Origin of the sequence: Nonomuraea sp. NPDC004580, from assembly GCF_040609855.1 — a bacterium.
Classification (GTDB): domain Bacteria; phylum Actinomycetota; class Actinomycetes; order Streptosporangiales; family Streptosporangiaceae; genus Nonomuraea; species Nonomuraea salmonea.
The window spans coordinates 482,613-509,423 of record NZ_JBEXLH010000001.1 but is presented as its reverse complement, the minus strand read 5'-3'; the positions used below and the strand labels follow the sequence as shown (position 1 = coordinate 509,423).

Annotated in this window: 23 protein-coding genes and 1 tRNA gene; 12 read left to right on the top strand and 12 right to left on the bottom strand. The window is 69.6% G+C overall.

What is annotated here, in order from left to right; all coding sequences use genetic code 11:
- Nucleotides 1-112: 112 nt before the first annotated feature.
- A complete protein-coding gene (locus tag ABZW11_RS02215) occupies nucleotides 113-364 on the bottom strand; it encodes a transposase (RefSeq protein ID WP_355412024.1) in 252 nt (83 codons plus the stop codon).
- Between the two features lie 394 nt (nucleotides 365-758).
- On the opposite strand from ABZW11_RS02215, the gene ABZW11_RS02210 reads away from it, so the two are divergent.
- The gene (locus tag ABZW11_RS02210; protein WP_355411678.1) at nucleotides 759-2,402 is read left to right on the top strand and encodes a protein kinase; all 1,644 of its coding nucleotides are present in this window, start codon (nucleotides 759-761) and stop codon (nucleotides 2,400-2,402) included.
- 79 nt (nucleotides 2,403-2,481) lie between these two features.
- Nucleotides 2,482-3,594, top strand: coding sequence for a winged helix DNA-binding domain-containing protein (locus ABZW11_RS02205; RefSeq protein WP_355411676.1), 1,113 nt, complete (start codon nucleotides 2,482-2,484; stop codon nucleotides 3,592-3,594).
- Nucleotides 3,595-3,776: 182 nt separating this feature from the next.
- Here the strand turns inward: ABZW11_RS02205 and ABZW11_RS02200 are convergent, their stop codons facing one another.
- A complete protein-coding gene (locus tag ABZW11_RS02200; protein ID WP_355411674.1) occupies nucleotides 3,777-4,904 on the bottom strand; it encodes a hypothetical protein in 1,128 nt (375 codons plus the stop codon).
- A 522-nt stretch (nucleotides 4,905-5,426) separates the two neighbouring features.
- Between ABZW11_RS02200 and ABZW11_RS02195 the strand changes: the two genes are divergently transcribed.
- Nucleotides 5,427-5,771, top strand: coding sequence for a hypothetical protein (locus ABZW11_RS02195; RefSeq protein ID WP_355411672.1), 345 nt, complete (start codon nucleotides 5,427-5,429; stop codon nucleotides 5,769-5,771).
- Between the two features lie 175 nt (nucleotides 5,772-5,946).
- A complete protein-coding gene (locus ABZW11_RS02190; protein WP_355411670.1) occupies nucleotides 5,947-6,792 on the top strand; it encodes a hypothetical protein in 846 nt (281 codons plus the stop codon).
- 57 nt (nucleotides 6,793-6,849) lie between these two features.
- Here ABZW11_RS02190 and ABZW11_RS02185 read toward each other — a convergent pair whose 3' ends face one another.
- Together ABZW11_RS02185 and ABZW11_RS02180 are read right to left on the bottom strand one after the other, a co-directional pair.
- Nucleotides 6,850-7,932 carry a serine hydrolase domain-containing protein gene (locus ABZW11_RS02185; RefSeq protein WP_355411668.1) on the bottom strand — a complete coding sequence of 361 codons (1,083 nt, stop codon included), beginning with the start codon at nucleotides 7,930-7,932 and terminating at the stop codon, nucleotides 6,850-6,852.
- A gap of 599 nt (nucleotides 7,933-8,531) precedes the next feature.
- Complete coding sequence (locus tag ABZW11_RS02180; RefSeq protein ID WP_355411666.1) at nucleotides 8,532-8,828, bottom strand: helix-turn-helix domain-containing protein; 297 nt, start codon at nucleotides 8,826-8,828, stop codon at nucleotides 8,532-8,534.
- Between the two features lie 476 nt (nucleotides 8,829-9,304).
- Between ABZW11_RS02180 and ABZW11_RS02175 the strand changes: the two genes are divergently transcribed.
- From ABZW11_RS02175 to ABZW11_RS02160, 4 genes are all read left to right on the top strand, one after another.
- A complete protein-coding gene (locus ABZW11_RS02175) occupies nucleotides 9,305-10,066 on the top strand; it encodes a DUF5819 family protein (protein ID WP_355411664.1) in 762 nt (253 codons plus the stop codon).
- A 140-nt stretch (nucleotides 10,067-10,206) separates the two neighbouring features.
- Complete coding sequence (locus tag ABZW11_RS02170) at nucleotides 10,207-11,100, top strand: HTTM domain-containing protein (protein WP_355411662.1); 894 nt, start codon at nucleotides 10,207-10,209, stop codon at nucleotides 11,098-11,100.
- Nucleotides 11,101-11,249: 149 nt separating this feature from the next.
- Nucleotides 11,250-11,882 (top strand): histone H1-like repetitive region-containing protein, encoded by a 633-nt coding sequence (locus ABZW11_RS02165; RefSeq protein ID WP_355411660.1) that lies wholly within the window; start codon nucleotides 11,250-11,252, stop codon nucleotides 11,880-11,882.
- Nucleotides 11,883-12,173: 291 nt separating this feature from the next.
- Nucleotides 12,174-12,347: a crosslink repair DNA glycosylase YcaQ family protein gene (locus tag ABZW11_RS02160; RefSeq protein ID WP_355411658.1), complete on the top strand. Its 174-nt coding sequence runs from the start codon at nucleotides 12,174-12,176 to the stop codon at nucleotides 12,345-12,347.
- A gap of 400 nt (nucleotides 12,348-12,747) precedes the next feature.
- On the opposite strand, the gene ABZW11_RS02155 is transcribed toward ABZW11_RS02160, so the two are convergent.
- Nucleotides 12,748-12,819: transfer RNA gene (locus ABZW11_RS02155), tRNA-Arg, on the bottom strand.
- Between the two features lie 116 nt (nucleotides 12,820-12,935).
- Here ABZW11_RS02155 and ABZW11_RS02150 point away from each other — a divergent pair.
- On the top strand, nucleotides 12,936-13,328 hold the full coding sequence (locus ABZW11_RS02150; RefSeq protein ID WP_355411656.1) for a response regulator: 393 nt from the start codon (nucleotides 12,936-12,938) through the stop codon (nucleotides 13,326-13,328).
- A 178-nt stretch (nucleotides 13,329-13,506) separates the two neighbouring features.
- Here ABZW11_RS02150 and ABZW11_RS02145 read toward each other — a convergent pair whose 3' ends face one another.
- Both ABZW11_RS02145 and ABZW11_RS02140 read right to left on the bottom strand, forming a co-directional pair.
- Nucleotides 13,507-13,854 (bottom strand): VOC family protein, encoded by a 348-nt coding sequence (locus ABZW11_RS02145; protein WP_355411654.1) that lies wholly within the window; start codon nucleotides 13,852-13,854, stop codon nucleotides 13,507-13,509.
- 2 nt (nucleotides 13,855-13,856) lie between these two features.
- Nucleotides 13,857-13,985 carry an SDR family oxidoreductase gene (locus tag ABZW11_RS02140; protein WP_355412022.1) on the bottom strand — a complete coding sequence of 43 codons (129 nt, stop codon included), beginning with the start codon at nucleotides 13,983-13,985 and terminating at the stop codon, nucleotides 13,857-13,859.
- A 106-nt stretch (nucleotides 13,986-14,091) separates the two neighbouring features.
- Here ABZW11_RS02140 and ABZW11_RS02135 point away from each other — a divergent pair, with 106 nt between their 5' ends.
- The gene (locus tag ABZW11_RS02135; RefSeq protein ID WP_355411652.1) at nucleotides 14,092-14,652 is read left to right on the top strand and encodes a TetR/AcrR family transcriptional regulator; all 561 of its coding nucleotides are present in this window, start codon (nucleotides 14,092-14,094) and stop codon (nucleotides 14,650-14,652) included.
- On the opposite strand, the gene sigJ is transcribed toward ABZW11_RS02135, so the two are convergent.
- On the bottom strand, nucleotides 14,641-15,531 hold the full coding sequence (sigJ, locus tag ABZW11_RS02130) for an RNA polymerase sigma factor SigJ (protein WP_355411650.1): 891 nt from the start codon (nucleotides 15,529-15,531) through the stop codon (nucleotides 14,641-14,643). The two genes, ABZW11_RS02135 and sigJ, sit on opposite strands and share 12 nt — an antisense overlap.
- Nucleotides 15,532-15,665: 134 nt before the next feature.
- On the opposite strand from sigJ, the gene ABZW11_RS02125 reads away from it, so the two are divergent.
- Nucleotides 15,666-16,142, top strand: a complete 477-nt coding sequence (locus ABZW11_RS02125) for a carboxymuconolactone decarboxylase family protein (protein ID WP_355411648.1) — start codon at nucleotides 15,666-15,668, stop codon at nucleotides 16,140-16,142.
- 9 nt (nucleotides 16,143-16,151) lie between these two features.
- Complete coding sequence (locus tag ABZW11_RS02120) at nucleotides 16,152-17,084, top strand: aminoglycoside phosphotransferase family protein (RefSeq protein ID WP_355411646.1); 933 nt, start codon at nucleotides 16,152-16,154, stop codon at nucleotides 17,082-17,084.
- On the opposite strand, the gene ABZW11_RS02115 is transcribed toward ABZW11_RS02120, so the two are convergent.
- The 4 genes from ABZW11_RS02115 to ABZW11_RS02100 all read right to left on the bottom strand — a co-directional run bounded on the left by ABZW11_RS02115 (nucleotide 17,057) and on the right by ABZW11_RS02100 (nucleotide 26,786).
- A complete protein-coding gene (locus ABZW11_RS02115) occupies nucleotides 17,057-17,518 on the bottom strand; it encodes an inositol-3-phosphate synthase (RefSeq protein ID WP_355411644.1) in 462 nt (153 codons plus the stop codon). The genes ABZW11_RS02120 and ABZW11_RS02115 overlap by 28 nt on opposite strands.
- 91 nt (nucleotides 17,519-17,609) lie before the next feature.
- Nucleotides 17,610-18,386, bottom strand: a complete 777-nt coding sequence (locus ABZW11_RS02110) for an AfsR/SARP family transcriptional regulator (RefSeq protein WP_355411642.1) — start codon at nucleotides 18,384-18,386, stop codon at nucleotides 17,610-17,612.
- Nucleotides 18,387-18,762: 376 nt separating this feature from the next.
- On the bottom strand, nucleotides 18,763-20,271 hold the full coding sequence (locus tag ABZW11_RS02105; RefSeq protein WP_355411640.1) for a condensation domain-containing protein: 1,509 nt from the start codon (nucleotides 20,269-20,271) through the stop codon (nucleotides 18,763-18,765).
- Nucleotides 20,268-26,786 (bottom strand): SDR family NAD(P)-dependent oxidoreductase, encoded by a 6,519-nt coding sequence (locus tag ABZW11_RS02100; protein ID WP_355411638.1) that lies wholly within the window; start codon nucleotides 26,784-26,786, stop codon nucleotides 20,268-20,270. The genes ABZW11_RS02105 and ABZW11_RS02100 overlap by 4 nt, the downstream gene beginning before the upstream one ends.
- Between the last annotated feature and the right edge of the window lie 25 nt (nucleotides 26,787-26,811).

Below are 26,811 nucleotides of genomic sequence, written 5' to 3'. Positions count from 1 at the left end.
TTGGCGCGCCTATGGTCGGGCGACATCATCGAGTCCTCCCCCGAGGCGACCAAAACCAGAGCCCTCATCGCCAACAGCGCCCAAGAGCTCAATCGTTACGTCGACTCTGCCGTCAAGCAGGCCGAACTCGCGGCAGAAAGCCGCGGACGTCGTCGGAGCGCTTGACTATGGTGACGGTCAGGTGGAGTACGTCGCGCGCCCAGGTGAGCAGGCGCCCGGCGTAGCCGCCGTCCGCCCAGACCAGCGCGATGACAGAGAACTTCTCCCGCAGCCGGGCCAGCAGCGGATGGGCGGCGTCACGATCTTGGACGGAGGCGGCGGTGACGATCACGCACAACAGCAGCCCGAGCGTGTCGACCGCGATACCTGGTCACGTAGTTGATCGCGTCGAGTGTCGCGCGCAAGTCATGCACATCGGCCTGCCGGGGGCCTGGACCAGCTCGGCCATGACCGCCCGTGCCTCGCCTTCGACAACCACCCACTCGGCATCGGTCAAATCCGATGGATATGACGGCATCCGGTCATGACATCGGCATCCCGGTGAGATGCAACCACTGGCGCTCACGGACGCGGGCGTGTAAACAGACAACCACGGGCTCCTGGTTGCCGAGTTGTGTAGACAACACCTCAGCTATCAGGAGTCCGCTCCTGTCCGCAGGCGTATCGCTCGAAGATGCCTCGATCAGGGCATCCCCTCTCTTATCGTCTGTGTGGAAGGGTACGTTCTAGATCACCAGTGGGTGCGGGAGGACCTGCGAGTGTCCGGCGAGAAATTGAAGCCGCTTGAGGCGGGCGACCCGAAGAACGTCGGTGGGTACCGGCTGCTGGCGCGGCTGGGAGCGGGCGGGATGGGTCGCGTCTACCTGGGCCGCTCGAAAGGTGGCCGGCCGGTCGCGGTCAAGGTGATCCACCCGTACCTGGCAGAGGATGCGCAGTTCCGGCGGCGGTTCGAGGCGGAGATCGCCGCGGTGCGGCGGGTCGGGGGCATCCACACCGCGCAGGTGGTGGACGCCCGCGCCGACGCCGATCCGCCCTGGCTCGTGACCGAGTACATCGCGGGGCCGTCGCTGCACGAGGCCGTCGGCGAGCACGGCGCGTTCTCCGCGGCGGCGGTCGCGAGGCTCGGCGCGGGCCTGGCCGAAGGGCTGATGGCGATCCACGAGCGGGGCGTCGTCCACCGGGACCTCAAGCCCGGCAACGTGCTGCTCGCCCAGGACGGGCCCCGCATCATCGACTTCGGCATCGCCCGCGCGCTCGACGCCACCTCGCAGACCACCCGCACCAGTGTGGTCGGCACGCCCGGGTTCATGTCGCCCGAGCAGCTCCGGGGCCGCGAGGTCGGGCCGGCCAGTGACGTGTTCTGCCTGGCTGCCGTGCTGGCCTTCGCCGCCACCGGCCGGCGGCCCTTCGGCGATGGCCCGATCGAGGCCCTCGGCTACCGCATCGCCAACGAGGAACCCGACCTGACCGGCGTGCCGGAGCCGCTGCTCCCGCTGGTCGCGTCCGGCCTGGAGAAGGATCCGAAAGACCGGCCCGGCCTCGATGCGTTCCTCGAACGTTGCTCCGCGCTCGCCGAGGGCGAGGACGCTCGGCTGCCGGAGCCCGTCAGCACGATGATTGCCACGCGAGTGGCGGAGACCGAGGTGCTGGCGCCCCCGCCGCAGGACGCGCCGGGGGACGGCCAGCGGTTTCCGCCGCTCGGACGAATGAAGCTCCCGGTGGCCGCGGCCGCGGTCGTGAGCCTCCTGCTGGTCGCTTTCGCCGCGTGGGCCATCGGGGACAAGAGAAACGCGCCGGCCATCTCCAAGGCCATCTCCACTCCCCAGCAGACCCCGACTTCCCCGACACCCGCGCCTCAGCCGTCCGAGACCCCGAACGCCACCGACAGTGCCACCCCCACCCCCACATCCGATCCCACCCGCAAGGCGTTCGAGAAGATCTCCGCGGGCGACTGTCTGGACGCCTACGAGCGTCTGAACGGCGAGTGGAGCAGGAGCAAGCCGCGCGCGGTCAGCTGCGGCCGCTCCGACGCCTACATGAAGGTGCTCAAGGTGGTCGACGACGACTCCGAGTGCGTCAGGTACAGCGGCGACGATGTGGACGGGGAAGGGTGGTGGACGTACGGCGAGAGCTACGGCGAGGACACGAACGAGATCGCCCTCTGCGTGCAGCGGCAGTTCCGCGCGGGTGAATGTCTCCTGGCCAGAAAGGGTGAGGAGAACAAGGTGCTTATCAGCAACTCCGAACTGCTGAAGGTGTGGCCATGCAGGGCCGGCTCCGCTCCACAGGGGTGGGACTTCGTCCTCCGTGTCACCGCGTACACCAGCGGTGCCTGCCCGCCGGGCGGCAGAAGGGTCAACTGGGAGATTCGAGGCCGCACCCTCTGCACCCGCCTGATTTGACCACGTCCGCCACCACGGCACCGGCACCAAACTTCGACGGCACACGCTCAATGTCGGCGGCGGAGGATACGGTTGGCCCGTGGAACTCTCCCCCCAGGTGGTGCTCGGCCTGCGGCTGTCCAGCCTGCTCCTCCGCTCGTCGCCCGGCGATGCCAGGCGGACGACGGGCGTGGCCGAGGTGGTGACCTGGCTCGGGGCGATGCAGGCGCAAGACCTGGCCAGCGGTCTGTGGTCGTTCGGCGTGCGACTGCCCGGACTCACCGCCGCCGACGTCACCGACGCGCTGGAGCGGCGTGAGGCGCTGCGCACCTGGCCGATGCGCGGCACCATCCATTTCGTGCCGCCCCGCGACGCCCGCTGGATGGTCGAACTGATGGGCGTCCGGGTGCTGAACGGCGCGGCGCGGCGGCGCGAGCAACTCGGCCTCTCGGAGGAGAGCGCCGTACAGGCCATGGAGGTGCTGGGCGCGGCCCTGGCCGGCGGCGGGCGGCTGACCCGGTCGGAGTGCCTGGCCGTGCTGGCCGGCAAGGGCATCGACACCGGTGGCCAGCGCGGCTACCACCTGCTGTGGTACGCCAGCCAGCGCGGCCTGCTGTGCATCGCCCCCAACATCGGCAACGAGCAGAGCTTCGTCCTGCTCGACGAGTGGGTTCCCGACCCGCACCGGCCGGAGCGCGACGAGGCGCTGGGCACCATCGCCCTGCGCTACTTCCGCGGCCGTGGACCGACCACAAGGCAAGACTTCGCGGGCTGGACCGGCCTGACCGCGGCCGACGCCAAACGCGGCATCGCCGTGGCCGGCGACGCGCTGGCCAGGGTTACCGTCGGCGGGGTGGAGGCCTACCTCGACGCCGCGCTCCTCGACACCTCCCCTCCCCCGGCCGGCGACGACGAGCTGCTCGTGCTGCCCGGGTTCGACGAATACCTGCTGGGCTACAAAGACCGCTCGCTCATGGTCGCCGACGAGCACAAGGCGGCCATCATCCCCGGCAACAACGGGATCTTCCAGTCCACCGTGGTACGCGCCGGCCGGGTCGTGGCCATCTGGAAACGCACCCTCACGAAGAGCGTGGTACGGATCGCCGTGCAGCCGCTCTCACCGCTCCGCGGAACCGACCGGGCAGAGGTCGAGCGGGCGTTCGAGCAGTACGCGCAGTTCGTGGAACGCACCCCGGAGGTGCGCTGGCCGTGACCCGGCGGCCGAGCGCCTCCCGCCGCCGCTGACCTGCTTCGCCGTCTGCGGCGGAACGCGGGCAAGTCAGGGGCGTCGAAGGTAGCGAGGGGCGCCCTGGGGATCGTCGCGCGCCCCGACTCCATATGCTTTCCCCCTGCCCACAATGGAGGACAGCGAGCGCATCCTTCAGGTGGGCGGAGTCAGTGGGTGCTGAATCCGCCGTAGCTGCCGCCGTAGTCGCCGCCACCATGATCGGTAACGCCCGGATTTGTCGGCCACGAACCGATCGGGCTTGACCGGCCGCCGCTGACCTTCGGCTGTGTGGGTGGCTTCGGGATTGGCGGGAATGGGTTGGGGCGGCGAGCGCGGCGGGCGACTTCGACGATTCTCCACCTGTGGGTGTCGTTTTCAGCGCAGTAAGCGCGCAACAAGCTCCCGTCGGGGTCCGCGCGGTCGTAGTCCTCCCACTGTTCGGTGACGAACAGAAACGCGAGCAGTTCGTTCTCGTGGGCCGGCCGGTAGCCGGCCTCAACCGCCGCCTGCACCGCAGCCGCCTTGCCCCGCAATGCGTGTTGGCACACGGCCTCGCGCACAGGCCCTGGCTCCAGTTCGCGGAGCAGCCGGCGGCACCGGTCCTTGAGCTCGCGCCCGAGAGGTAGCTGTAGCGCCCTGTACAGCTCCAGCAACGCGGCCATCGGGTTACGTTCGAGATGCATGGTCAGCATCTCGAGACGGTCCTGCAAGATCGCCAGCAGGGCTGCTTCCCCGCTCCGGTCATAGTGATCGCTCGACCGGCTCAGCAGGTGTGGGTTGGCCAGCAGGATCTTCATGAGGGCAGTCGGCCGCCCACGGTGCCACAGCCGTCGCCCAAACCCTCGATCGTGCAGGCAATCGCGAAAGCAGCGCAGCAACTCGTCGAGAAGGTCGGGCTGATCGGTGCTGGACAGCAGGCTGCGTAGTTGGGCGCGGAAACGTTCATCGGTGGAGTGCAGGGCCTCCTGCACCACATAATCCGCGTACCGCCACCTGCCACCGCCGGAACGGGCCGAGCCGAGTAGACACACCAACCGTACGGCCGGCACGTACGCACATTCCTGCACAGGGGCAAGCAGGAACGTTTTCGCGGCCGGTGGAAGGTCAGGCCTCGCGTCATGATTCCAAATCAGGCGCCGCCCGTCCCATTCGCTCTCCTTGCTCTGACTGACTCGCCAGATGGCGTACAACGTCTCGTAGCGGTAGCCCGGGTCGGCGGCCAAAGCCTCCATGGTTCTGCGCGCGTGCTGGGCGACCCGTTCGTCCCTGGCCGAGCACATGATCCAGACGAGCACCTCGCATGAATACACCCGCGGGTGAGCACAGATCCATCTGGTTGCTGCCCGAGCGGACAGTCCTCGGCCATGCAGCGCGAGGATCTCCAATCCGCTCCTGGTCCGAAAATCGATCACTTCTTCAGAATTGACCTTCCTACCTGTCAGCGGTAGCGACGAGGCTCTTCCTCGATGGCGAGGCGAAGGACCGCCTTGCGCGATGACAGCGACAGGACGGTGATGCCGATCTCGCCGACCCGTCAGCAGGGTGGATTCCGTCGCCCGCCGATCTTATTCCTGCATGGCCGGGACCGGTCCCGGCGCGACGACAAAGCCCGGGAATGGAAGGGGGCGGCGCGAAATACGGCGGACAGGGGCCGCGCCGCGGCGCTGACCAAAAGTGTCGGTTGCGGATCATCAGCTGACGTCGATCAGTGACAGGGTTATGAAGTACGTACATCCACGTCAAGAACGAGCATCGGAGAAGTCGTGACCGGAGCCCCCCACAAGCGCGACGAGTCGGCGCCCACTCGCCCTAGGGAAGTGACCCTGGCCTTGGTCCTGTTCGTCGTCTCAGCCCTGTTCGCTGGGCTGACTATCGTGCACTTTTACCAAGCCGCGTTCGCCGGCCTGTACCTCCTGCTCTACCTTTGGTTCGCGGTCCGCGCTGCCAGAGGCCGGCAAGGCAGCCGGATCGGGGTGACGATCACAACGGCAGTGGCCTGGATCATGCTCGCGCCCATCCTCTGGGGGGCCTTCTCGGCTTCCATGAACGAGGTCTACGCACTCGAGTACGCCATGCTCGGTCTGCTCGGCATGAGCGCGGGCACCGTCGGGGTCATCCTGCTTTACACGCGGAAGGGTAACGCGCACTTTGTCCCGCGATGACCTATCCGGTCGGCAGGTAGCGGATCACGGCGTGTCGCTGACCTGAGGAAACATAAGTGTCAGCCGGCTAAGACGGAGCCGGCGCTGACCTCACGATCCGGCCACAGCTCATTCAGAAGCTCATCAAGAACAACTAGCGTGGTTTCATCGGTCAGTCGAGGAAGGACACCGCCACGTGTTCGATCGGCAGGAGAAGCTGTTCACAGCGGGAGCTGACCAGGGCGACCTGTTCGGCGGGGGAACCGAGGCTGAGGTGGGGCAGGCCGCCGGTCCGCCGGTGAGTGAGGCGCGACATCCGCTCGACGTGCCGCAGGACTTCCCGCCGGTCACGTCGTTCGAGGTCAGGGACGCGTTCCAGAAACTGGTCGAGCGTGACCTGCTCGGGCCGTACGAGGGCGACCTCGAGGAGCTGCCGCTGCGGTCGATGGGGCCACGCGAGCGCTACCTGGTCGGCATGCTGGGCCCGAAACCTTCGCCGAAGCGGGTCGCCGAGGACGCCGGCGAGCTGCCGGAGACCGAGATCGGCGCGGAGGGCGACGGCGGCGAGAGCGAGCTGCCGCAGGTGCTCACCCCGCAGAACCTCGGCCGCCTGTGGGCGTCCTCCATGGGCCTGTCGTTCGCCGTCCCGGCAGACCTCGGCGAACTTGTGGTCACCGCTCGCTGGGGCGAGTACGCCAGGGTGGAGACCCAGGTGGAGGATGCCAAGGGCCGGCAGCAGGCCACCCGGGTCTGGGGCCGGAAACAGGTCGAGCACCCCGAGCCCGTCCGGCTCGACCGGCCGAACCAGAAGATCCCCCTCACCATGGCACGTGCCGATGACCCCGGCGTCCTGCTGGCCGTGACCGTGCGGCACCAGGGCGACGGCCGGCTCTCCGGCGTTTTCGGCCATGCCGCTCGCCGAGTATGGCCTGACGTGGGTGAAACCCGCAGTCTCGCTCGCTCGTCCCTTTCCCGACGGGTCAGCCGCGACTCTGATGCGCTCCGCCGCGGAGACCTCGGCGTCGCTCGGCGGAGACGGTGAGACCTACAGCCGCATGGTAAGGCCCTTCTTGGGGCGGTGGACCATGCGAGACCCTCGTTAGGCGCAAAGTGCGGATTTCAACAGGGCCTTCTCCGCGGATCCCGAGTCGCCGGAGAACGGCGTGGTCGACAGGGTGATCTGCCGGGTGCCGTCCGCTGAGATCAACGACGCCGTGACGTATCCGGGGGTTTCGCCGGTGTGGCCGTACGCGGTGCCGCAGGGCAGGTGAGTCACCTCCAGGCCCATCCCATAATCACCCGAAGGGCCGGGATGCTTCATCTCCTTCAGCTGGGCGGGAGGAAGCAGCTTGCCGCCGAGCAGGGCGCGGTAGAACCGGTTGAGGTCTCCGGCAGTGGAGATGATCTCACCGGCGGCGCCGGCTATCGTCGGGTTGAACCTGGTGACGTCGACGCGGGTGAGCTCGCCGTGCTTCTTGACGGCCACGTACCCGTGGGCGTGTGGGCCTTGCACTTCGGGTGAGGCACCCGGGAGCCAGGTGCGAGCCAGGTCCAGCGGGCGCAGGATCCGCTGCTCGATCTCCGTCGCGTACGGTCTGCCGGTCACCTTCTCAATGAGCATGCCGAGGACGATGTAGTTGGTGTTGGAGTACTGGAACCTGGTGCCCGGGCGAAACTCCAGAGGAAGCCTTTCGGCCTTCTCCACCAGTTCTCTCGGGGACCAGGTGCGATAACGCTCCTTGGGGATACCGGCGTCATCGACCATGTCCGTGGTGTACTCAGGCAGGCCGCTGGTGTGCTGGAGCAGCTGTCTCACGGTGATCGTGCTGTCGTCGCGAAGGAGGCCGGGCAGCCAGTGGTCGATGGTGTCGGACAGTCTCAACCTTCCTTCGCCCACGAGTTGGAGCACGACAGTCGCGGTGAAGGATTTGGTGATGCTCCCGGCGCGGAAGTTTGCGGTAGCCGGTGGAGGCTGGTCGCCGTTCGCCTTCGCCAAGCCGCTGCTGCCTGCCCATATTTCGTCACCGTTACGGACCTCGGCGACCGCGGCGGTCGAGCCGCCGCCGACGACAGCGTCCAGGATCGTGTTATAGGGCGTCCGTGTTCCAGAACGCCGGTCGGCCAAGGCGGCACCTGCCGTAAGAGCCAGTATGGACGTGATCACACAGATCACGATGCCCATTCGTCTAACCATCTGCTTCTCCGGTCTTGGGAGATCCCGTGTCTCGTTCGAACCAAGATCGGCTCCGGACCAGAGGGGAGATCTGAGGACTGACCCCGCCATCTATCAGCGGCCGCCTGCACCCCTTCGAGGGCTGAGGCGATCAACGAGCGACAGCGGATCCTCCACGCTGGGCAGCCACCCCTCAGTGATGTAGGCAACGAGCTTCAACGACAGATCAACATTCCGGGGGGACTGACCGGAGGTCGGCGTCCGGGAGTTCCTTGGACGCGCTGAGCAAGGGAGGGGACGCCTGGCCGAAACCGATCGACAAATAGTACCCACCATGTTGTCCGGTTCCAAACCCGCGGTTTGGATATTGTTGCAGGTCAACGCACCCGACAAGCCGATCGGCAGCCTCTTCAGTGGTGCGTCCTTTGCCCGGCTTCCCAGAGGGGGCACCCTCACCGCCGACCGCTACACAGGCCAAGGCCCGGCGGAGCAGCGACCACAAACCCCCGGCAGGATTGTGCTCGGGAGCGTAGGCGCTAAGCCGGACGATGCGTAACCAATCGGCGTTTCGGCGGCGAAGTCGGCGACCTGGCCTGCCAGATGCACGTTCACGGTGTCCCAGCGCCACACCAACGGCGCACCCGTCGTAGCTCGGCATCCAGCCGCGCCCACTGAGCGGCCGACAGCTTCTCCCTCGGCACCGGCACCTTCGACAGCAGCGCCGGTCTGCCGCCCTCCCGCCATGCCTTCCGCCAGCGGGTCACCGACCGCTCGTGCACCCGTAACCGCGCCGCGACCGTCCTGGTCGGCTCCCCGGCCTCGAACCACTCGGCCGCCTGCAGCCGTACACGGTCCCTCCGCTCCTGCTCCGCTGGCGTGTACCCACCCCTATGCCCGTACCGCATGCTCCGGTCGTACAGCACCGAACGCGATCCGTCACGAGGCTGGGACTCTACGCTTTCAACCGGTCTAGGTGTGCGGGCCGTCGAGCGCGATGGGAGCGGCGCCGCGAGCGGCGCGGCCGCTTGCTCGCGGGCTCCGGCTTCACGCAAGGCTGATCAAAGATGGCGCACGCCACGGCCGCCCACACCAGATATTAGAGAGCCCTCTCAGCGCCGCTTACTCTGATATGAGGAACTTCATGATGCAATGGATTGCGACCAGGCATCATTCCGGTCGTGAGTGATCTGGAGATTAGCAAAAATTGAATCAGCAGGGAGTTCATGAGGGAACTGCCGAACATACCCAGCCCAAGCCCTAAAATTTCTCCAAGTGCACGCCATCGGAGCCTCGATCAACGCGGCCTCAGGGCACTGCCCATGCCGTAGCGCACGACTCTCGTGGTGCGAGAGAAAGGCGCTGCACGCAAGGAGGACCGACCGTGGATCTGGATGATTGGGAATCTCTGCAAGGACGAGAAGCTGGCTACCCCGAGCAGCGGCATCACGCATATCCCGCCAGTCGATTGTGCGACTGGCGGCAAAAAGTCATCGTCGCATGGTGCGCAATCTGCGCGCTGCTACTGTCCTTTCATTTCATTGCGACGTTCCTATACCTCGCCCCATCGAATCCGATCAGCGAACAGAGCGCCTCAATCCTCAATGGCTACATCAAGCCGTACTTTCATCAGAATTGGGAGCTATTCGCGCCTGATCCAGTCGATTACAACACTCGAGTTCTCGTTCGTGCAAAAGCTCGCGATTCGACCGGTATAGAGAAAACCACCGACTGGACGGACATCAGCAAGCCTGGGATAGACAAGGTACGGGGCAGCCTTTTCCCCGCACGCCTCTCACGACTCGTCATCGGTGGCTACCAGATGATGACCGAAGCTGGCGTCGAGCCGGCGGCGACTAGTCCGAAAACAGAGGATGCGACACCAGATGGCGCTGGCCCTCCTGATCCAATCGCTCGCCGGCAAGCGGTGCGCCATATGAGCGCTATCGCGACGCTAGCGGCGCGCGCCCAATGGGGGAATAGGATAACCGCGGTGCAGGTGCGGATCTCCAACCATGTCGTTCCTCGGTTCTCAGACCGGAACTGGAGTGACGGCGGGAACAGATATCACAGAGACTTCGACTGGTGGCCGCCGTCGCCCGTGACGAATGAAGCGGTTAAGCTCTGGAAAGAGGCCTTTGGGTGAGGGATAGCAGCAACCGCCAACAGATTCGACTATGGCAAATATATCACCATATACAGGGGTGCATCCTCAACAGAGTAGAGCGAGCCAGTAGCACTCGTTACGGGCTCTATGGTTTGGCTGTCCTCCGCATCGGATATGGGTTGGTCCTCCTGGGCCTGCTGCTGGTCGACTATGAGGATCGCCGTCTGCTCTGGGGACCCGAATCACCATGGACGAAAGATCTCCTCGAAGAGCGCCTGGCCGAGAAGGGCACCTTCTCGATATTCGCGCTCGCAGGCTCCAGCGAGCAATTCGAACTGCTCTTCCACTTCTTCATCATACTCTCGGCTCTTTTCATGCTCGGCTGGCGGACACGTCTGATAACGCCAGCGCTAGCCGTCATGTTCTGGTCTTGGCGTGAACGTCAACCATGGCTGCTCGATGGCGGTGACGATCTCATGCTTCTCGTGCTCATCTATCTCTCCTTCGCCGACCTTTCGGCACGCTGGTCGATCGATGCCAGACGGGCGAAGAAGAGAGCTCTCCATGCTGTGTCAAGGTCTCCGACGGCCCTCGCGAGCGACGTCCGGTGGCGCATGGCCACAGTCCTGCATAATGTTGCCCTCCTGGCCACTCTCCTCCAGGTGAGCATCCTCTACGTGAATACCGGCCTCCTCAAGGTGCAGGGCGATTTCTGGCAAGAAGGAACGGCACTTTATTACGCCCTTCACATCGAAGATGTCCAACCTTTTCCGAGTCTCAGCCGTGCGATCTATGACAACGTCTTCCTAGTCACCGTTGGGACCTATGCCGCCGTCTTCATCCAATTGACATTTCCACTACTGATGCTGAACGGACTGACGAGGCGACTGGGGATAGTTGCAGTGACTGGCATGCACCTCGGTGTTGGCATGCTTCTGGGGCTTACCTCATTTTCTTTCATCATGATCGCCACAGATTTGCTCTTCATTCGAGATTCTACCTACGAGCGATTCGCCTCGTGGACGCGAGCCGTAAGGGTCCGATACCTTCGGCATGCCACAGCGTCGACGTAAGCACACTTCGAATCGCACGCATGACTTGGCGAAGAAGTCCTTCGCAAGATTTGGAAAGATAAGGGTGGCGCCGCGGCACTTAGCCAGATCAGTGGGGCGCCGAGGTCCATGGGCTTTATCTGCACGCCAATCGCCGATCCGCGGGCCCCATGACCCCATTTCTGAGTCCGAACGGACATAATCGTCCAGAAATGTGTGACGGGGTGGATGCCGGGAATATGTCGACATGTCAGTTCCTGGGTCGCGATCACCATGGTCGCAGTTCTCCATCTGGAGGAGCCCATGCACAACAACCGACTCCCGCTAATCGGCGCGGCGTTTCTCGCCACGCTCACACTCCTGCCATCCGGGATGGCTACAGCCGCCTCTGCGAACTCCGTCCCATCGTCGAAAGTAGAAGTGGCCTCAGCCGCTCAGACGGAGCTCTCGAAGGGCAGGCCGCCCTGCTGGCGCGACAGAAGTGGTCACTGGCGCTGCAAGAGCGACCGGTGGCGCGGCGACCGGTGGCGCGGCGACCGGTGGCGCGGCGACCGGTGGCACGGCGACCGGTGGCACGGCGACCGGTGGCGCGGCGACCGGTGGCGCGGCGACCGGTGGCGCGGCGATCGATGGCACGGCGATCGATGGCACGGCGACCGGTGGCACGGCGACCGGTGGCACGGCGACCGGTGGCACGGTCGGTAGAGAGACCGCAAACTCGTCAGCCAACGAGACAATCAGGCTACTGTGCTCGGGCGGTGAACCGGCGATCGTCATCAAGCCATGGCGAGCGTAATCGCTAACCCGCGCACCACCACACAACATCGCGCAAAGGCTATTGCCCGGCCCCTGAGGACTCGGGGCCGGGCAATAGCCTTCATAATGCCCGGCCAGGCGCATAAAAGCTGCCGAACCACCCCGACAAGAGTGCGGCTGAAACAGCGACATCAGCCGTGGCGCCTCACAGCAGTCTGACAGAGAGGGGTCCGTCGATGCGCAGCGCCTGCATCAGCAGCAGACCACCGGCGTGGGGAGACCAACCCGCGGCCGTCGGCGGACACGGTGATCTCGCGGCGGGAAGCGATGGAGTTCTGGTGCGCGCCGGCCGGGTCGTGGCCACCTGGAAACGTACCCTCACGAAGAGCGCGGTCCGGATCGCCGTGCAGCCGCTCACACCACTCCACAGCAGTGATCGGGCGGAGGTCGAGCGGGCGTTCGAGCAGTACGCGCAGTTCGTCGAACGCACCCTGGACGTACGCTGGCCGTGAGCCCGCCCCTGCTTGGGGCAGTGCCGACCGGCCCCTCGCCTCCTGGCGGGGGTGGTGATGGAGGTTCTTCGGTGCAGTAGACCAGCCCGTTGCACTCTCGCGAATACGCCACTCGGCTCGCACCGGCCAGCCGTTCAACGAGGAGACTCGAGCCGTGCCGGACGCCGAGGGCACCCTGGGCGGCCTGATGTCCCTCGCTGTGCCCGACGAACTCGTGCGGCTCACTCGCCGCGCGCTCACGGAGTCCAGTGCCTTGCGCCGGAACTCCTGCCGCCACTCAAGATCCGCACGGTCCTCGTACGCGATCGTGAGCGCTTGCCCATAATCAGTGGCATTGAGCGGCACACCTCAGACAGCAGAAAGACCTGCGTTGCCGCAGGTCCTTACTGGAGATCGTGCGTGCCCCCTGCAGGATTCGAACCTGCGCACCCGGCTCCGGAGGCCGGTGCTCTATCCCCTGAGCTAAGGGGGCTCAACAGGTGACAAGGCTACCAGTATCCGGGGACCACTCCGCACCAGATAACACTCCATGAACGCATCCGGCGAAAGCCACCCGTGACCGGCCAGCTACAGGTTAGCTTGGCGGCCGTGGGCGAGGTTCTTGGGAAAGTACTGGTCGTAGACGATGACGAGGTCATCCGGCAGCTCATCGCGGTCAACCTCGATCTGGAGGGGTTCGAGGTGGTGACCGCCACCGACGGACAGGACTGCCTTGATCAGGTGCTGGGCGTCATGCCCGACGTCATCACGCTCGATGTGATGATGCCGCGCCTGGACGGGTGGACGACGGCGCAGCGGTTGCGGACCGATGAGGCCACCCGGCATATCAAGGTGGTGCTCATTACCGCCCGGGCGCAGGACGATGACAAGGTGCGCGGCCGGGGGATCGGGGTGGATGCATACCTGACGAAGCCGTTCGATCCGGCTGAGCTGATCCAGGTGGTGCGGGATCTGGCGGCAGGAGCGGCGCCGGCTTGTTGATCGGGGTTCCGGCCTCCCCCTGATAGTCGGGGTTTCGGCCTCCCCCTGGTCCCGACGCCCTGTTCCCCCTGGTCCCGACGCCCTGTTCCCCCTGGTCCCGAGGCTCGGTCCCCTCTGGTCCGGGTCCCGGGCTCTCTTGTCGGGGTCAGGGAGGGGCCGGGGGCCTTCCTGGGTCCGGTCAGGTCTGGCGTAGGCAGAAGGGGTGGCCTGACGGGCTGGTGTAGACGTTGGAGGTTGCGGACGTCCGCAGGCGGCGGGCGCCGGCGTCCAGGGCCTGACGGTCGGCGGTGGTGAGGTCGGCTGTTCGCAGGTCGATGTGGAGCTGCTGGGGAACCCCCGGGTCCGGCCAGGTGGGAGGCACGTGGCCGGGAGCCAGCTGGATCACGATGACCGGGAGGCCGTCGGGCTGGAGGAAGTGGTGGGTCGGCGTGACGGTGAGTGTGCCGCCCAGCAGCCGGTGCCAGAACGTGCTTTCCGGCTCCAGGTCGGCGGTGTCGATGATGATCGAGGCGAGGGTGAAGGGCATGGTCACACCACCGGGATGATGCCGCCGTCGACCCGAAACTGGGCGCCCGTGAGCCATTTCGCGCGGCGCGAGGCGAGGAACGCGATCAGTTCCGCCGCGTCCTCCGGGTCGCCGGGGCGGCCCATCGGGATGTTGAGGCGGTCGGCGATCTGCTGCTGCAGCTCCTGCAGTGAAAGGTGAATCGGACTCCGGTAACACTACAGCAAACGGAGTCTGATTCACCTTAGGGAGGTGCTGGTGACGTCCTCACGTCCGATGCGCGCGGATGCGCGGCGCAACCGCGAGGCGCTCCTGGCCGCGGCGCGCGAGGCGTTCCTCGGCGGGGAGGCCGAGATCCAGGTCGAGGAGATCGCGCGGCGGGCCGGGGTGGCGGTCGGTACGCTCTACCGCCACTTCGAGACCCGCGAGGCCCTGGTGGAGGAGGTCTATCGCGACGAGGTCGCCACGTTGTGCGGCGCGGCCGATGAGCACCTCGGCCGGTACGCCCCCGAGGAGGCCCTGCGGCGGTTCCTGCTGCTGCTCGTGGAGCACGCGGCGGTGGGCAAGGGCATGGCCGTGGCGCTGGAGAGCATCATGGCGACCGATTCGCCGGTCTTCGACGAGGCTCGTACGCAGATGGCGCAGGCTCTCGATCGGCTGCTTGCGGCGGGCGTGGCGGCGGGGACGCTGCGTGAGGGTGTCGGCGGGCGTACGGTGCTGCGCGCGCTCGGCGGGGTCTGCGGGATGCGGGCCACGGCGGGGTGGAAGGACGAGGCCGTACGCATCACGACGATCTTCTTCGACGGCCTACGCCGCTGACCAGGCGCGGAGCTTGTGGGGGTTGCGTACGGCCCAGATGTTCGTGATGCGGTCCCCCGCCACCTCGAACGCCATCACGGCAACCGTCCGGCCCTCCCGCTCGGTCACCAGCCCGGGCCGGCCGTTGACCATCCGTTCCGTGAGCGAGAGCGCGGGAATCATGTCCGTGATCTCCAGGGCGTAGCGGGCGATCGCGGCGGCGCCGCGGATCGGCTCGAGGACGGCGGGCACCAGGCCGCCGCCGTCGGCGGTGAGCGTGGCGGCGGGGTCGAGGATGCCGATGAGGGCGGCGATGTCCTGGGACTCCCAGGCCCGCTTGAAGGTCCTGACGACGCCGGCGCGCCGCGCGTTCGTGGTCTCGGGCGGCTGGGCGGCGGTGATGCGGCGGCGGGCGGAGGAGGCGAGCTGGCGGCAGGCGGCGGGCGTGCGGCCGACGATCTCGGCCACCTCGGCGAAGGGGTAGCGGAAGACGTCGTGCAGGATGAACGCCACGCGCTCGGCCGGGCTCATCGACTCGACCACGACGAGGAAGGCCATGCTGAGCGACTCGTCGAGGGTGACGCGATCAGCTGGGTCGGCGGGGCCGGCGGTGATCCAGTCCGTACGTTCGGGCAGCGGCTCCGGGATCCACTCCCCCACGTAGCGCTCGCGCCTGGCCCTGGCCGAGCCGAGCAGGTCGAGGCAGATGCGGCCGGCGACCTTGGTGAGCCACGCGGCCGGCACCTCGATGGCCTGCCGTTCCTCGTCCGGCATGGCATACCAGCGGGCGTAGGTCTCCTGGACGACGTCCTCGGCGTCGGCCAGGGAGCCGAGCAGGCGGTAGGCGAGGCTGATGAGCTGGCGTCGTTCGCTGATCAGGCTCGGGTCAGGCGTGGTCATGTCGTGGCCGGTCCCCTCGTGTGCCGTGGGTCTTCACCAAGGATGACGACATAGGGGGCGGAGATGTGAGGCTCACATTTCGCCCGGCTGCGTCGTCGGAGTCCCGTACGAACATCCGAGGAGAGGAATTTGTGATGTCCGAGTCGCGACTGCCCGACCCCGCCCGGTTCATCCCCGAGGTGGGCGAGATCGCCGGCGCGATGGCGAAGGCCGTCATGAACGGGACGATTCCCCAGACCACCGTGCATCTGGTGCAGCTGCGCGCCGGGCAGCTGGTCGGCAACACCTACCACACGGTGCGGCAGACCGGCGAGCTGCGGGCGGCCGGGGAGGTGGAGGAGCGGATCACGGCGGTGGCGTCGTGGCGGGACGCCCCCCATTTCACGGACGCGGAACGGGCGGCGCTGGAGCTGGTGGAGGCCGTGCTGACCCCGAACCCGTACGGGGAGCGCGTCCCCGACGAGCTGTTCGCCAGGGCGGCCGTCCACTACGACGAGAAGGCGCTGTGGACGCTGACCATGGCGATCGCCCAGATGTGCTTCTTCATCCCGGTCGCGCTCATCGCCAAGCCGGTGCCAGGAAAACCCTTGGGGCAGAACTACACGCGATAGTGTGCCCGGATGATCCGCATTCCGGAGGGGTTGGCGCAGGGTACCGTCGCGCGTGAGGGTGAGGCTGGGGCGGCGTGGATCGCCGAGCTGCCCGCGATCGTGACCGAGCTGACAAAGCGGTGGGGGTGTGTGCCGGACGGCGAGGTGCTGCACGGCGGCGTCGGTGTGATCGTGCCCGTGCGGCGCCCCGGCGGCGGAGCCGCGGTGATGAAGGTGTCGTTCCCGCATCCGGGCAACGTGCACGAGCCGGACGCGTTCGCGGCGTGGGGCGGGCGGGGCGCGGTCATGCTGTACGAGCGGGCCGACGACCGCTACGCCATGCTGCTGGAACGTGCCGACACCCGCACCCTGGCGACGGCGGGGGACGTGGAGGAGATGGTGACGGTGGCGGGCGTGCTGAGCCGCCGCCTCGCCGTCCCCGCTCCGGATCACCTGCCGCGCCTGCACGACTGGGCCGGCGCCTGGGAGGAGGAGCTGCGCAGGGACGCGGCCGAGCTGCCGCACACCATGCCGGCGTACGTGGTGGACGCCGCCGTGGCCACCGTCCGCGAGGTCGGGGCGCGGCAGCCCGGCATCCTCATCCACGGTGACCTGCATCCGGGCAACATCCTGCGGGCCGAGCGGGAGCCGTGGCTGGCCGTCGATCCCAAGGGCTACGCCGGCGACCCCGCCTATGACGTGGGACCGCTGGTCAAGTCGCTGGTGCTGAAGCTGCTTGAGTCGGGCGACCTGGGCAAGGCGCTGCTGCGTACGCTGGACGTCTTCGCCGAGACGGCCGAGGTGGACCGCGAGCGGGTGCGGCGGTGGGCCCAGTTCCACGCCGTGCAGGGCGCCTTCCACGGGCGCAGGCACGGCTTCAGGGTGTCCAGGGCGGGCGAGGTGGACGACCTGGCGCCGCTCCTCGACCTGGCCGATCAGCTGGCGGCGCTGCTCACGGAGTGAGCCCAGGTCACCAGGGTGTCGTACTGACGTTCCAGGCCGTGCTCGCGCGTCCCCAGCGGGTCCTTGAAGAAGAACGCCAGCTCCGCGAGCGGCCCGTACAGGCCGGCGCGCTGGTCGGGCGCGGTGGCGAGCGGGCTGGGCCGGATCTCCTCCTCCGCCGCCCGCAGGTCGCGCTCGACGAGCGCGGGCAGCCCCGCGGGCACCACGCGGGCGTCGACCAGCTGTTCGGCGCGCTTGAGCAGCGGAGTGTCCACCAGCTCGTGCCCGCCGAACACCAGGTCGCCGAATTCCGTGAGGGGCACGGAGGCGAAGTCGGGCCGCGCGGTGACGCACCCCGTGGGCGCCACCAGACCCGCGCGCATGGCGGCGGCTCCCAGCGTCGCCGTCGTGCCCACCGACCCCCGTGCTCCTATGAGCCAGATCCCCGTCCGCACCGTCCGTCTCCCGTCCCCCCGTGTGGCATGTCAGGGGGAACCTAGGCGGCGCGGCCATACCTCGGCTATATGTCCAGCGGCTCCGCCCCCGTCAGGCGGCGCCTCGCAGGTTGAGCACGTCCGGGTGGTCGAGCCCGGAGTCTCCGGTCAGGATCGCCTGGTGCACGCGCTGCAGCTCCTCCCCCGGCGCGACGCCCAGGTGCTCGGCGAGGATCTCCCGTCCCTGCTGGTAGACCTGGAGCGCGTCGGCCGGCCGGCCGCAGCGGTAGAGCGCGATCATGAGCTGGGTCCTGAGCCCCTCCCTGAGCGCGTCCTCGCTCACGAGGCCGGTCAGCTCGGGTACGAGCTCCACGTGCATGCCCAGGGCCAGCCTGGCGTCGATGTGCCGCTCCAGCACCGTCCTGCGGCTCTCCTCCAGGCCGGGGAGCTCCGCGGCCGACAGCTGCCCGGTCACGTCGCAGAGGGCGGGGCCGCGCCACAGCGCGAGCGCCCTCCTGAGCGTGCTCTCCGCCTGGATGAATTCTCCGGCGCCGAGCCGGCGGGCGCCCTGGTCGGCCAGGGTCTGGAATTTCCGGTGGTCAACTTCCCATTGTCCGGTGACCAGCTGATAACCACTCCCTTCACGAGTGATTTCCAGGCTGCCTTTCTGCAGCCGGTGCCGGAGCCGGGACACGTACGTGCAGATCTGCGCGCCCGGTGTCGTGGGCGGCTGCTCACCCCACAGCAGGTAGCTCATTCTCTGATCAGAAAGCGGCCTGCCCTCGGCGAACAGCAACGCAGCCAGCACGGTGCGTAACTTGGCCCCGTCCAGCGGAACGGTACGCCTGCCACTCCAGGCCTCGACCGGCCCCAGGAGCCGGAACTCCATGTGGCACCCCCTTGTTTACCGAAATGCTCCAACACTCCAAGATTGCCATCTTCCGATAAGGAAAGCTGTAATCGAGGACAATCTTTCGCTTGACAAATCAAAATCACGAAAAAAGGTCGCCATCACAGGGAGCGACGGTCCGTCGGATAAGCGTGACCGGCATTTATGAAATATACCGGAATTATGTTCCGGCAGGGGTGGTGAAACCGCAGGCCATCGGAGAATATGACGTTGACTCATCTCCCGGCGACGGCCCGCGGCTTTCTGACACGTGAAGTCAGGAGGGCGACGGTGGTGAAACCGCCACCCGAATTCGGGGGCATCGGCCTACGCCGGGGGTAGGTCTAGGCCCCCCGTTCCGCGCGCCAGGGCCCGCTCAGCCGGCGCCCCACCCGAGCATGAGCCGCTGCTCCTCCTCGGTCAGCATGGGCAGCCGGGAGAGCGGCGCGTCGGGGTCGGCGACGGCCGCGGCCAGCAGCACCCGCAGGTTGCTCACCAGACGTTCGACGGTCGTCCGGTCGAACAGGTCGGTGTCGTACGTCAGCGCGCCCGCGATCGTCCCGTCCGTCTCGTGCAGTTGCAGGTCGAGGTCGTAGCGGGAGGCCGGGTGCGACAGCGGATGCGGCGCCAGCACGAGGTCGCCGAGGTCGAGCACGAGCGCGTCCGCCGAGCGCAACCCGAACAGCGACACCCCTTCCGGCCCGCGCGCCTGCCGGAACCTGACGCGGTGCGACTTCTGCATGCCGAAGCTGACCTCGCACAGCGGCGGGCGGCTCGGGTCACGCTCGGGGTTGAGCAGGTCCACCAGCACCGCGAACGGCAGGTCCTGGTGGTCGAGCGCGTCGAGCACGCCGTCCCGTACGCGCCGCACGAGCAGGCGGAACGACGGCGGCCCCGCGAGGTCGGCGCGCAGCACCACCGAGTCCGCGAAATAACCGACGACCTGGCTGAAGGCGGCCTGCTCCCGGTGCGCGGTCGGGGTCGCCACCCGCAGGTCGGCCTGCCCGGTGTGCCGGTAGAGCAGGGTGTAGAAGCCCGCCAGCAGCACCACGAACAGCGTCGCCGCCTCGGCGTCGGCCAGGCGGCGCAGGGCGGCCGACAGCTCGGCGTCGAACGACACCGGGCACCGGTCCCCGCGCCGGCGGCGGACGCGGGGACGCGGCCGGTCCGTACGCAGCCCCAGGTCGGGCAGCGGCCCCGCGAGCCTGCTACGCCAGTAGGCGGCCAGCCGCTCGCCTTCGGGACCGCCCAGCAGAGCCGCCTGGCGGCGGACGTAGTCGGTGTAGCGGGCGCCCACCTCCGGCAGGTCCGGCGGCTCGCCGCGCAGCCTGGCGGTGTAGAGCACGCCCAGCTCGTCCAGGCACTGGAAGGCCGACCAGGCGTCCAGGGCGATGTGGTGGCCGTTGAGCAGCAGGACCTGCCCGGCGTCGCCGCGGTCGTACAGGTGCCAGCGCAGCACCGGGCCCTCCGCGAGGTCGAACGGGCGCATCGCCTCGCGGGTGAGCAGCGCGGCGAAGGCGTCCTCGCCGAGGTCGCGGGCGTCGTACGACTCCAGCCGCACCTGCCCGGCCGACGGGTGCACGCGCTGGAACGGGATGCCCTCCAGCGCCACGTACGTCGTCCGCAGCATCGGGTGCCGGGCGGCCAGGTCGGCGAGCGCGCCGTCGAAGGCCGCCCGATCCAGCCGGGTCAGCACCCGCCACGCGGACGGGACGTTGTAGGCGGGATTGCCGGGATCGACGTGGTGCATGAACCACATGGCCTGCTGGCCGTGCGAGAGCGGGAACAGCTCGTCGCCCTTCGCACGGCGCAGCAGCAGGTCGCGTACGAGCGCGCGTTTCTCCTCCGGCGCGAGCCGGTCGAGCAGGTCGGCGATGCCCGTCACGCGGTGCTCTCCCCACCGGCCAGCAACTGTCCGAGCACGGCGTCGAGGTCGCCGTCCGACAGCTCGTCGACCTGCTCGGGGCGCAGCTCCGGCACGGTCACCGGCCGGGCGGCCTGAGCCGGGGTGCGCGCCTCGGCGCCACCGGACTCGGCGGCCTGGGCCGGGGCGTGCGCCTCCGTGAGGCCGGACTCGACGTACCTCGCGATCTCCACGATGGTCGCGCCGCCGAGCAGCCGGGCCGTCGAGACGACCACGCCCGTGCTGGACTCGATGGCCTGGCGCAGCTCCATCGCCATGAGCGAGTCCACGCCCAGCGACGTGGCCGACGCCTCCGCGTCGAGCAGCGCGGGATCCGTCCTGGTGATCTTGGCGATCTGCCGGGTGACGTGCTCGACGAGCAGGCCGGCGCGGCGGTCCGGCGCGGCGGCGAGCAGCTCGTCCTTGAGCCCCTTGCCGTCCTGGCCGGCCCGGTCCGCGCCGGAGTCATCGGGGACGGCCAGCAGGTCGCGCAGCAGCGAGCCGCGCCCGGCCGAGGGCAGCAGCTCCGCCCAGCGGCCCGGCTCGAACCGGGTGATCGCCACCTGCGCGGGCCCGCCCGCCGCCAGCTCCCGCAGGAGCGCGTCGAAGCCCTCGTCGGGGGTGCAGCTCGGCAGGCCGCGGTCCTCCAGCCGGCCGCCGCGGTCGGGGCGGGCCGCGAGCCCGATGTCCGACCAGGGGCCCCAGTTGATCGTGGTGGCGGGCATGCCGTGGGCGCGCCGGTGGTGGGCGAGCGCGTCCATGGCGGTGTTGCCCGCCGCGTAGTTGGCCTGGCCCGGGTTGCCGAGCAGGGCCGCGACGGAGGAGAACAGCACGAAGAAGTCGAGCGGCGCGCCGGCCGCGAGCCGGTGCAGGTTCCAGGAGCCGAGCGCCTTCGGGCCGAGCACGGTCGTGAAGTCCTCCCAGGTGAGCTGGGCCAGCGTGCGGTCGGCCAGCACACCTGCCGCGTGCACGACGCCGCGCAGCGGGGGCGCGCCCGCCAGGGCCGAGGTGACGGCGCGGGCCAGGTCGGCGTGCCTGGCGACGTCGGCGCGTACCACGGTGACGGCGGTGCCGGCCGCGCGCAGCGCGTCCAGCTCGGCGGCCGTCTCCTGGCTCGGCGCGCGCCTGCCGAGCAGGATCAGGTGTCCGGCGCCCTCGCGGGCCAGGGCCCGCGCGGTGCCGAGGCCGAGCGCGCCCAGGCCGCCGGTGACCAGGTAGCTGCCGTCCGCGCGGACCGGCAGGTCGCCCGACGGCTCCGGCTCCATGGACACCAGCACCTTGCCGACGTGCCTGGCCCTGGCGAGGCGGCGGAACGCGGCGCCGGCCGCCCGTACGGGGTGCACCTCCCTGGGCAGCGGGCTCAGCCGGCCGTCCGCGAGGCGGCCCATGAGCCCCCGCAGCGCCGCGCCGACCTGCTCGGGCCGGTGCAGGAACAGCGCCTCGACGTCGAGCGAGCAGAACGACAGACCCCTGCCGAAGTGCGCGAGCCCGAGCTGGGTGTTCTCCTCGATGTCGCGCTTGCCCAGCTCCACGAACCGGCCGCCGGGCCGCAGCGCCCCCAGGCCCGCCTCGATGGCGTCGCCGGACAGCGAGTTCAGCACGATGTCCACGCCCTCGCCGCCGGTCAGCTCCCGCACGTGCGCGGCGAAGTCCACGGAACGGGAGTCCATGACGTGCTCGATGCCCAGCTCGTCGCGCAGGTAGGCGCGCTTCTCCTCGCTCCCGGCGGTGGCGAACACCTCGGCGCCGGCCGCGCGGGCGAGCTGCACGGCCGCGAGGCCCACGCCGCCGCTCGCCGAGTGGATCAGCACCCTGTCGCCCGCGCCCATGCCCGCCAGCCGTTCCAGCCCGAAGTACGCGGTCAGGAAGACGATCGGCGCGGTCACGGCGTCCTCGAAGCTCAGCGTGCCGGGCAGCGGCACGACTACGCGGGCGTCGGCGTGCACGTGGGAGGCCACGCAGCCGCGCGAGGAGTCGGTGATGGCGACCACCCGCTGCCCCACCGACAGCCCTTCGACGCCCGGACCGAGTGCGGTGACGCGGCCCGCACACTCGATGCCGAGGGGCAGGGCGGCCGTCGTGGCGGCGGGCAGCACGCCCATGGCGCGCAGCACGTCCTTGAAGTTCAGCGCCGCGACCGCCACCTCGACCTCGACCTCGCCGGGCGCGGGCGGCTCCGCCTCCGCGGGGGTGAGGCGGAGCCGGTCGAGCGGGCCCGGCGCGGGCATCTCCAGCCGGAACCTGCCGCCGCCGCGCAGCAGCTCGGCGCCGCGCACGGTCTCGTCGTCGTCCTGTACGGGGTACGGCAGGCGTCGCATCCTGGCCGCGTACCGCTCGCCGTGCCGCCAGGCCACCTGGTCCTCGTCCTCGGCTGCCAGCTCGTCGGCGAGCGCGTCGGGGCGGCCCTGTTCGAGGTCCACGAGGGTGCAGCGCAGCTCGGGGTGCTCGTGGGCGACGGTCCTGCCGAAGCCCCACAGGGACGCCGGCACGATGTCGGGCAGCTCGCCCTGCCTGACCGCGACGGCTCCCGTGGTGACGATCCACAGCCGGGTCGATGTGCCGGCCAGGGCCTGCACCAGGTGCAGCGCGCCGCCGCAGGCCAGGGCGAGCGCCCCGGCCAGCACGTCCGCGTCCGACGTCGCAGCGTCCTGGGCGGTGGCCGCTCCCGTGTACGGGGCGCGGTCCTGCTCCCCCATCCTCCCCGTGTCGCCGGGGAGCAGGGCCCAGGCGTGGATGACGCCGTCCAGGTCGAAGTCGGCGGCGGTGTCCGTGAGCAGGCGGGCGAAGTCGGCGGGGGCGGCCGGGTCGATGACGTAGTGGTCAGGGGCCACGCGCTCGTACGCCTGGCCGGGGTGGACCCTGACACAGGTGTGGCCGCGGGCGGTCAGCGTCTCGTGCAGCGTGCCGCCGGGAGCGTCGAGGAGCAGGAGGCGGCGGGTGGTCTCCTCGCGGGGCGGGGCGGGCAAGGGCTGCCAGGCGATCTCGTAGCGGGCCTCGGTCATCTTTCCCGTGGCGTCGTCCGTGCCGCCCAGGCGGCGCATCGCCAGGCCGTCCACCTCCAGGACGAGTGTGCCGTCCGGGTTCCACACCTTGAGGTCGGCGCGGCCGTCGGCGCTGAGGCTCGCGTGGGCGAGGCAGCCGTCGGCGGGCGCGCCGTGCAGGCGCAGCCGTGTGAGGCCGACCGGCAGGTACGTGTCCGTGCCCTCCGGCAGCGTGGCGAGCACGGTCTGCAGGCAGGCGTCGAGGATCGCCGGGTGCACCACGTGCGGGTCGCCGGGCGAGGTCACCGTGCCGAAGCCGGACAGCTCCGCCCACGCCTCGCTCCCGACAGGAGCACGGTGCACGCGCTGGATCCGCTGGAACCTCGGCCCGTAGCGCAGGCCGCGCGCGGCGCACTCCCGGTAGAAATCGTCCGCGCCGATGACCGTGCAACCCTCGGGCACCGCCGACGCCCGCACGGCCGGTTCTGTGGCGGGAGCCGGGCGGAGGCGGCCCTTCGCGTGCAGGGTCCAGGCGCCGTCGCCCTGGTCGCTGTAGATCTGGAAGGCGCGCTGCTCCCCCGTGCCGGCCAGCGCCAGCTGGACCTGGGTGGTGCGCTGGTCGGGCAGGGTCAGGGCGGCGGCGAAGATCAGGCCGGTCAGCTCCACCGGCTCGCCGCCCGATGCCGCGAGGGCCATCTCCGCGTAGCCGGCCGCGGGGAAGACGGCCATGTCGTCCACGCGGTGCTCGGCCAGGTACGGCGTGGTGCGGACGTCCTGCCACGACTCCCAGAACTCGGTGCCGGGATGCGCGGCGAGCTGCATGCGGGCGCCGAGGAGCGGGTGGCCGGCCGTGCCGTGCCGGGGACGCCCGGCCGTGGCCGAGTCCTTCCACGGGAAACTGGTGTGCTGCCACGGGTAGCGCGGCAGGTCCACGTGCGCGCCCCGGCCGGGGAAGAGGGCGGGCCAGTCGGGCTCGTGGCCCGCCACGTACAGGTGGGCGAGCGAGCCGAGCGCCACCTCCACGCTCTCGTCGCGCCGCATCGACGGCAGCAGGAGCAGATCGGCCTCGATGCCGCGGCCGATCGCGCCGAGCACCACCGGGTGCGGGCTGATCTCCACGAACGTGTCGTGCCCCTCGGCCACCAGCCGTTCGACGGCCGGCCAGAACCGCACCGGCTCGCGCAGGTTCCGCACCCAGTAGGCGGCGTCCAGCCGCTCCGCCTCAGGGTCGGCGGTCGAGTGGAACGCGGGCCCGTCCGCGGCGGCCTCGCCGCCGACGCCGGCGATCTCCGTGCGCAGCAGGTCGCGCAGGGCGTCCATGTGGGGGCTGTGGGCGGCGACGTCGATGTCGATGCGGCGGCAGAAGACCTCGCCGCCCTCCAGCTCGCCCACGATCTTGTCGATCGCGGCCCGGTCACCGGAGACGACCGTGGTGGACGGGCCGTTGAGCGCCGCCACCGAGACCTGCCCCGCGTACGGCTCCACCAGCGCGCGGGCCTCCTCGTGGGCCAGGCCCACGACGGCCATGCCGCCCCGGCCCGCCGTGGTCGCCATCAGCCGGCTGCGGGCGCAGATGACGCGGGCGCCGTCGTCCAGGGAGAGCCGGCCGGCCGCGCAGGCCGCCGCCAGCTCGCCCATGCTGTGCCCGATCACGGTGTCGGGCACGATGCCCCACGACCGCCAGAGCGCGGCCAGCGCCACCTGCACGGAGAACAGCACCGGCTGCACCACGTCGATCGGCAGCGCCGTCATCCGCTCCGGCGGGCCGGACAGCAGCTCCAGCACCGACCATCCGCTCCACCGCCGCACGGCCGCGTCGCACCGCTCGATCGCGGCGCGGAAGACCGGCTCGGACGCGAGCAGTTCCGCGCCCATGCCGGGCCACTCGGAGCCCTGCCCGGGGAAGACGAACGCCACCTTGCCCGGCCGCGCGGGCACCCGGCCGGTGACCGTGCCCGCCTTGGCCCTGCCCTCCTTGAACGCGGTCAGCGCCTCGCGCAGCTCGGCGGCCGAACCGGCGTGCACGACCAGCCGGTGCGGCTCGTGGCTGCGGCGGGTGGCCGCCGCCCGGCACACGTCCAGCGCGGCGGGGCCGTCCGGCCTGGCCAGCAGTTCCTCGTACGCGCCCGCCGCGTCGGCCAGCGCCTGCTTGGACCGCGTGGACAGGGCGAGCAGCAGCCCGCGCGAGGGTCCGAGGGCGGGTTCGGGTTCGGTGGCGGCGGCGGGGGCGGCCTCCAGGACGACGTGGGCGTTCGTGCCGGTGATGCCGAACGAGCTGACCCCGACGGCGGCGGGCGCGTCGTCGGGCCACGGCTCCAGCTCCCGCTGCACCCGGACGGCGTGCCGGTCCCAGGCGAAGGCAGGGGTGGGCTCGGCGCAGTGCAGGGACGGCGGGAGCGTCCTGTGGTGCAGGCTGAGCGCGGCCTTGATGACGCCGGCGATGCCCGCGGTGCCCTCGGTGTGCCCGATGTTGGTCTTGACCGAGCCGACCTTGACCGGCCGGTCGGCCGGGCGGCCCGCCGCGAGGACCGCCGCGATGGCGGACAGCTCGACCGGGTCGCCGACGGCCGTGCCGGTGCCGTGCGCCTCCACGTAGTGCACCCGGTCGGGGGTCAGGCCCGCGTCGGCGTACGCGGCGCGCAGCACCTGCTCCTGCCCCGACTGGCTGGGCGTGCCGGCCGAGGCGCCGGTCTGGCCGTCGTTGTTGACCGCGCCGCCGCGTACCACGGCATAGACGCGGTCGCCGTCGGCCAGGGCCGCCGTCAGCGGCTTGAGCACGACCACGCCGAACCCGTCGCTGCGCACGAACCCGTTGGCCGAGGCGTCGAACGCCTTGCAGCGCCCGTCGGGCGCCAGCATGTTGCCCCGCGAGAACGACACGCTGATGCCGGGGTCGAGCAGCACGTTCGCGCCGGCGGCCAGCGCCAGGTCGGCCTCGCCGCGCCGGATGCTCTGGCAGGCGAGGTGCAGCGCCACCAGCGAGGAGCAGCAGGCGGCGTCGATGACCATGCTGGGGCCCTGGAGGGCCAGCGCGTGCGACAGCCGGCCGGCGATGACGCTGCGGGCGGTGCCGCGCATCGAGTACAGGTCGTTGTCGTGGGAGTCGGCCGACTCCATGCACTCGTAGTCGCTGAAGTGCACGCCGGCGAAGACGCCCGTACGCGAGCCGGCCAGCAGGTGCGCGGGCAGCCCCGCGTCTTCGAGCGCCTCCCACGCGACCTCCAGGAGGACGCGCTGCTGCGGGTCGGTACGCGCGGCCTCACGCGGCGAGTGCCGGAAGAACTCGGCGTCGAACTCGTCCACGCCGTCGATGAAGCCGCCCAGCCGGTTGTTGATCCGGCCCGGCGTGGCGGGCGTCGGATCGTAGTAGGCGCCGGCGTCCCAGCGGTCGGCGGGCACCTCGCCGATGGCGTCGCGGCCGTCGCGGAGCAGCCGCCAGAATTCCTCCGGTCCGCGCGCGCCGGGAAGCCTGCAGCCGATTCCGATGATCGCGACGAATTCTTCGTTGGAACGCACCGGGTGCCCCTTTTCCGTCGTTATC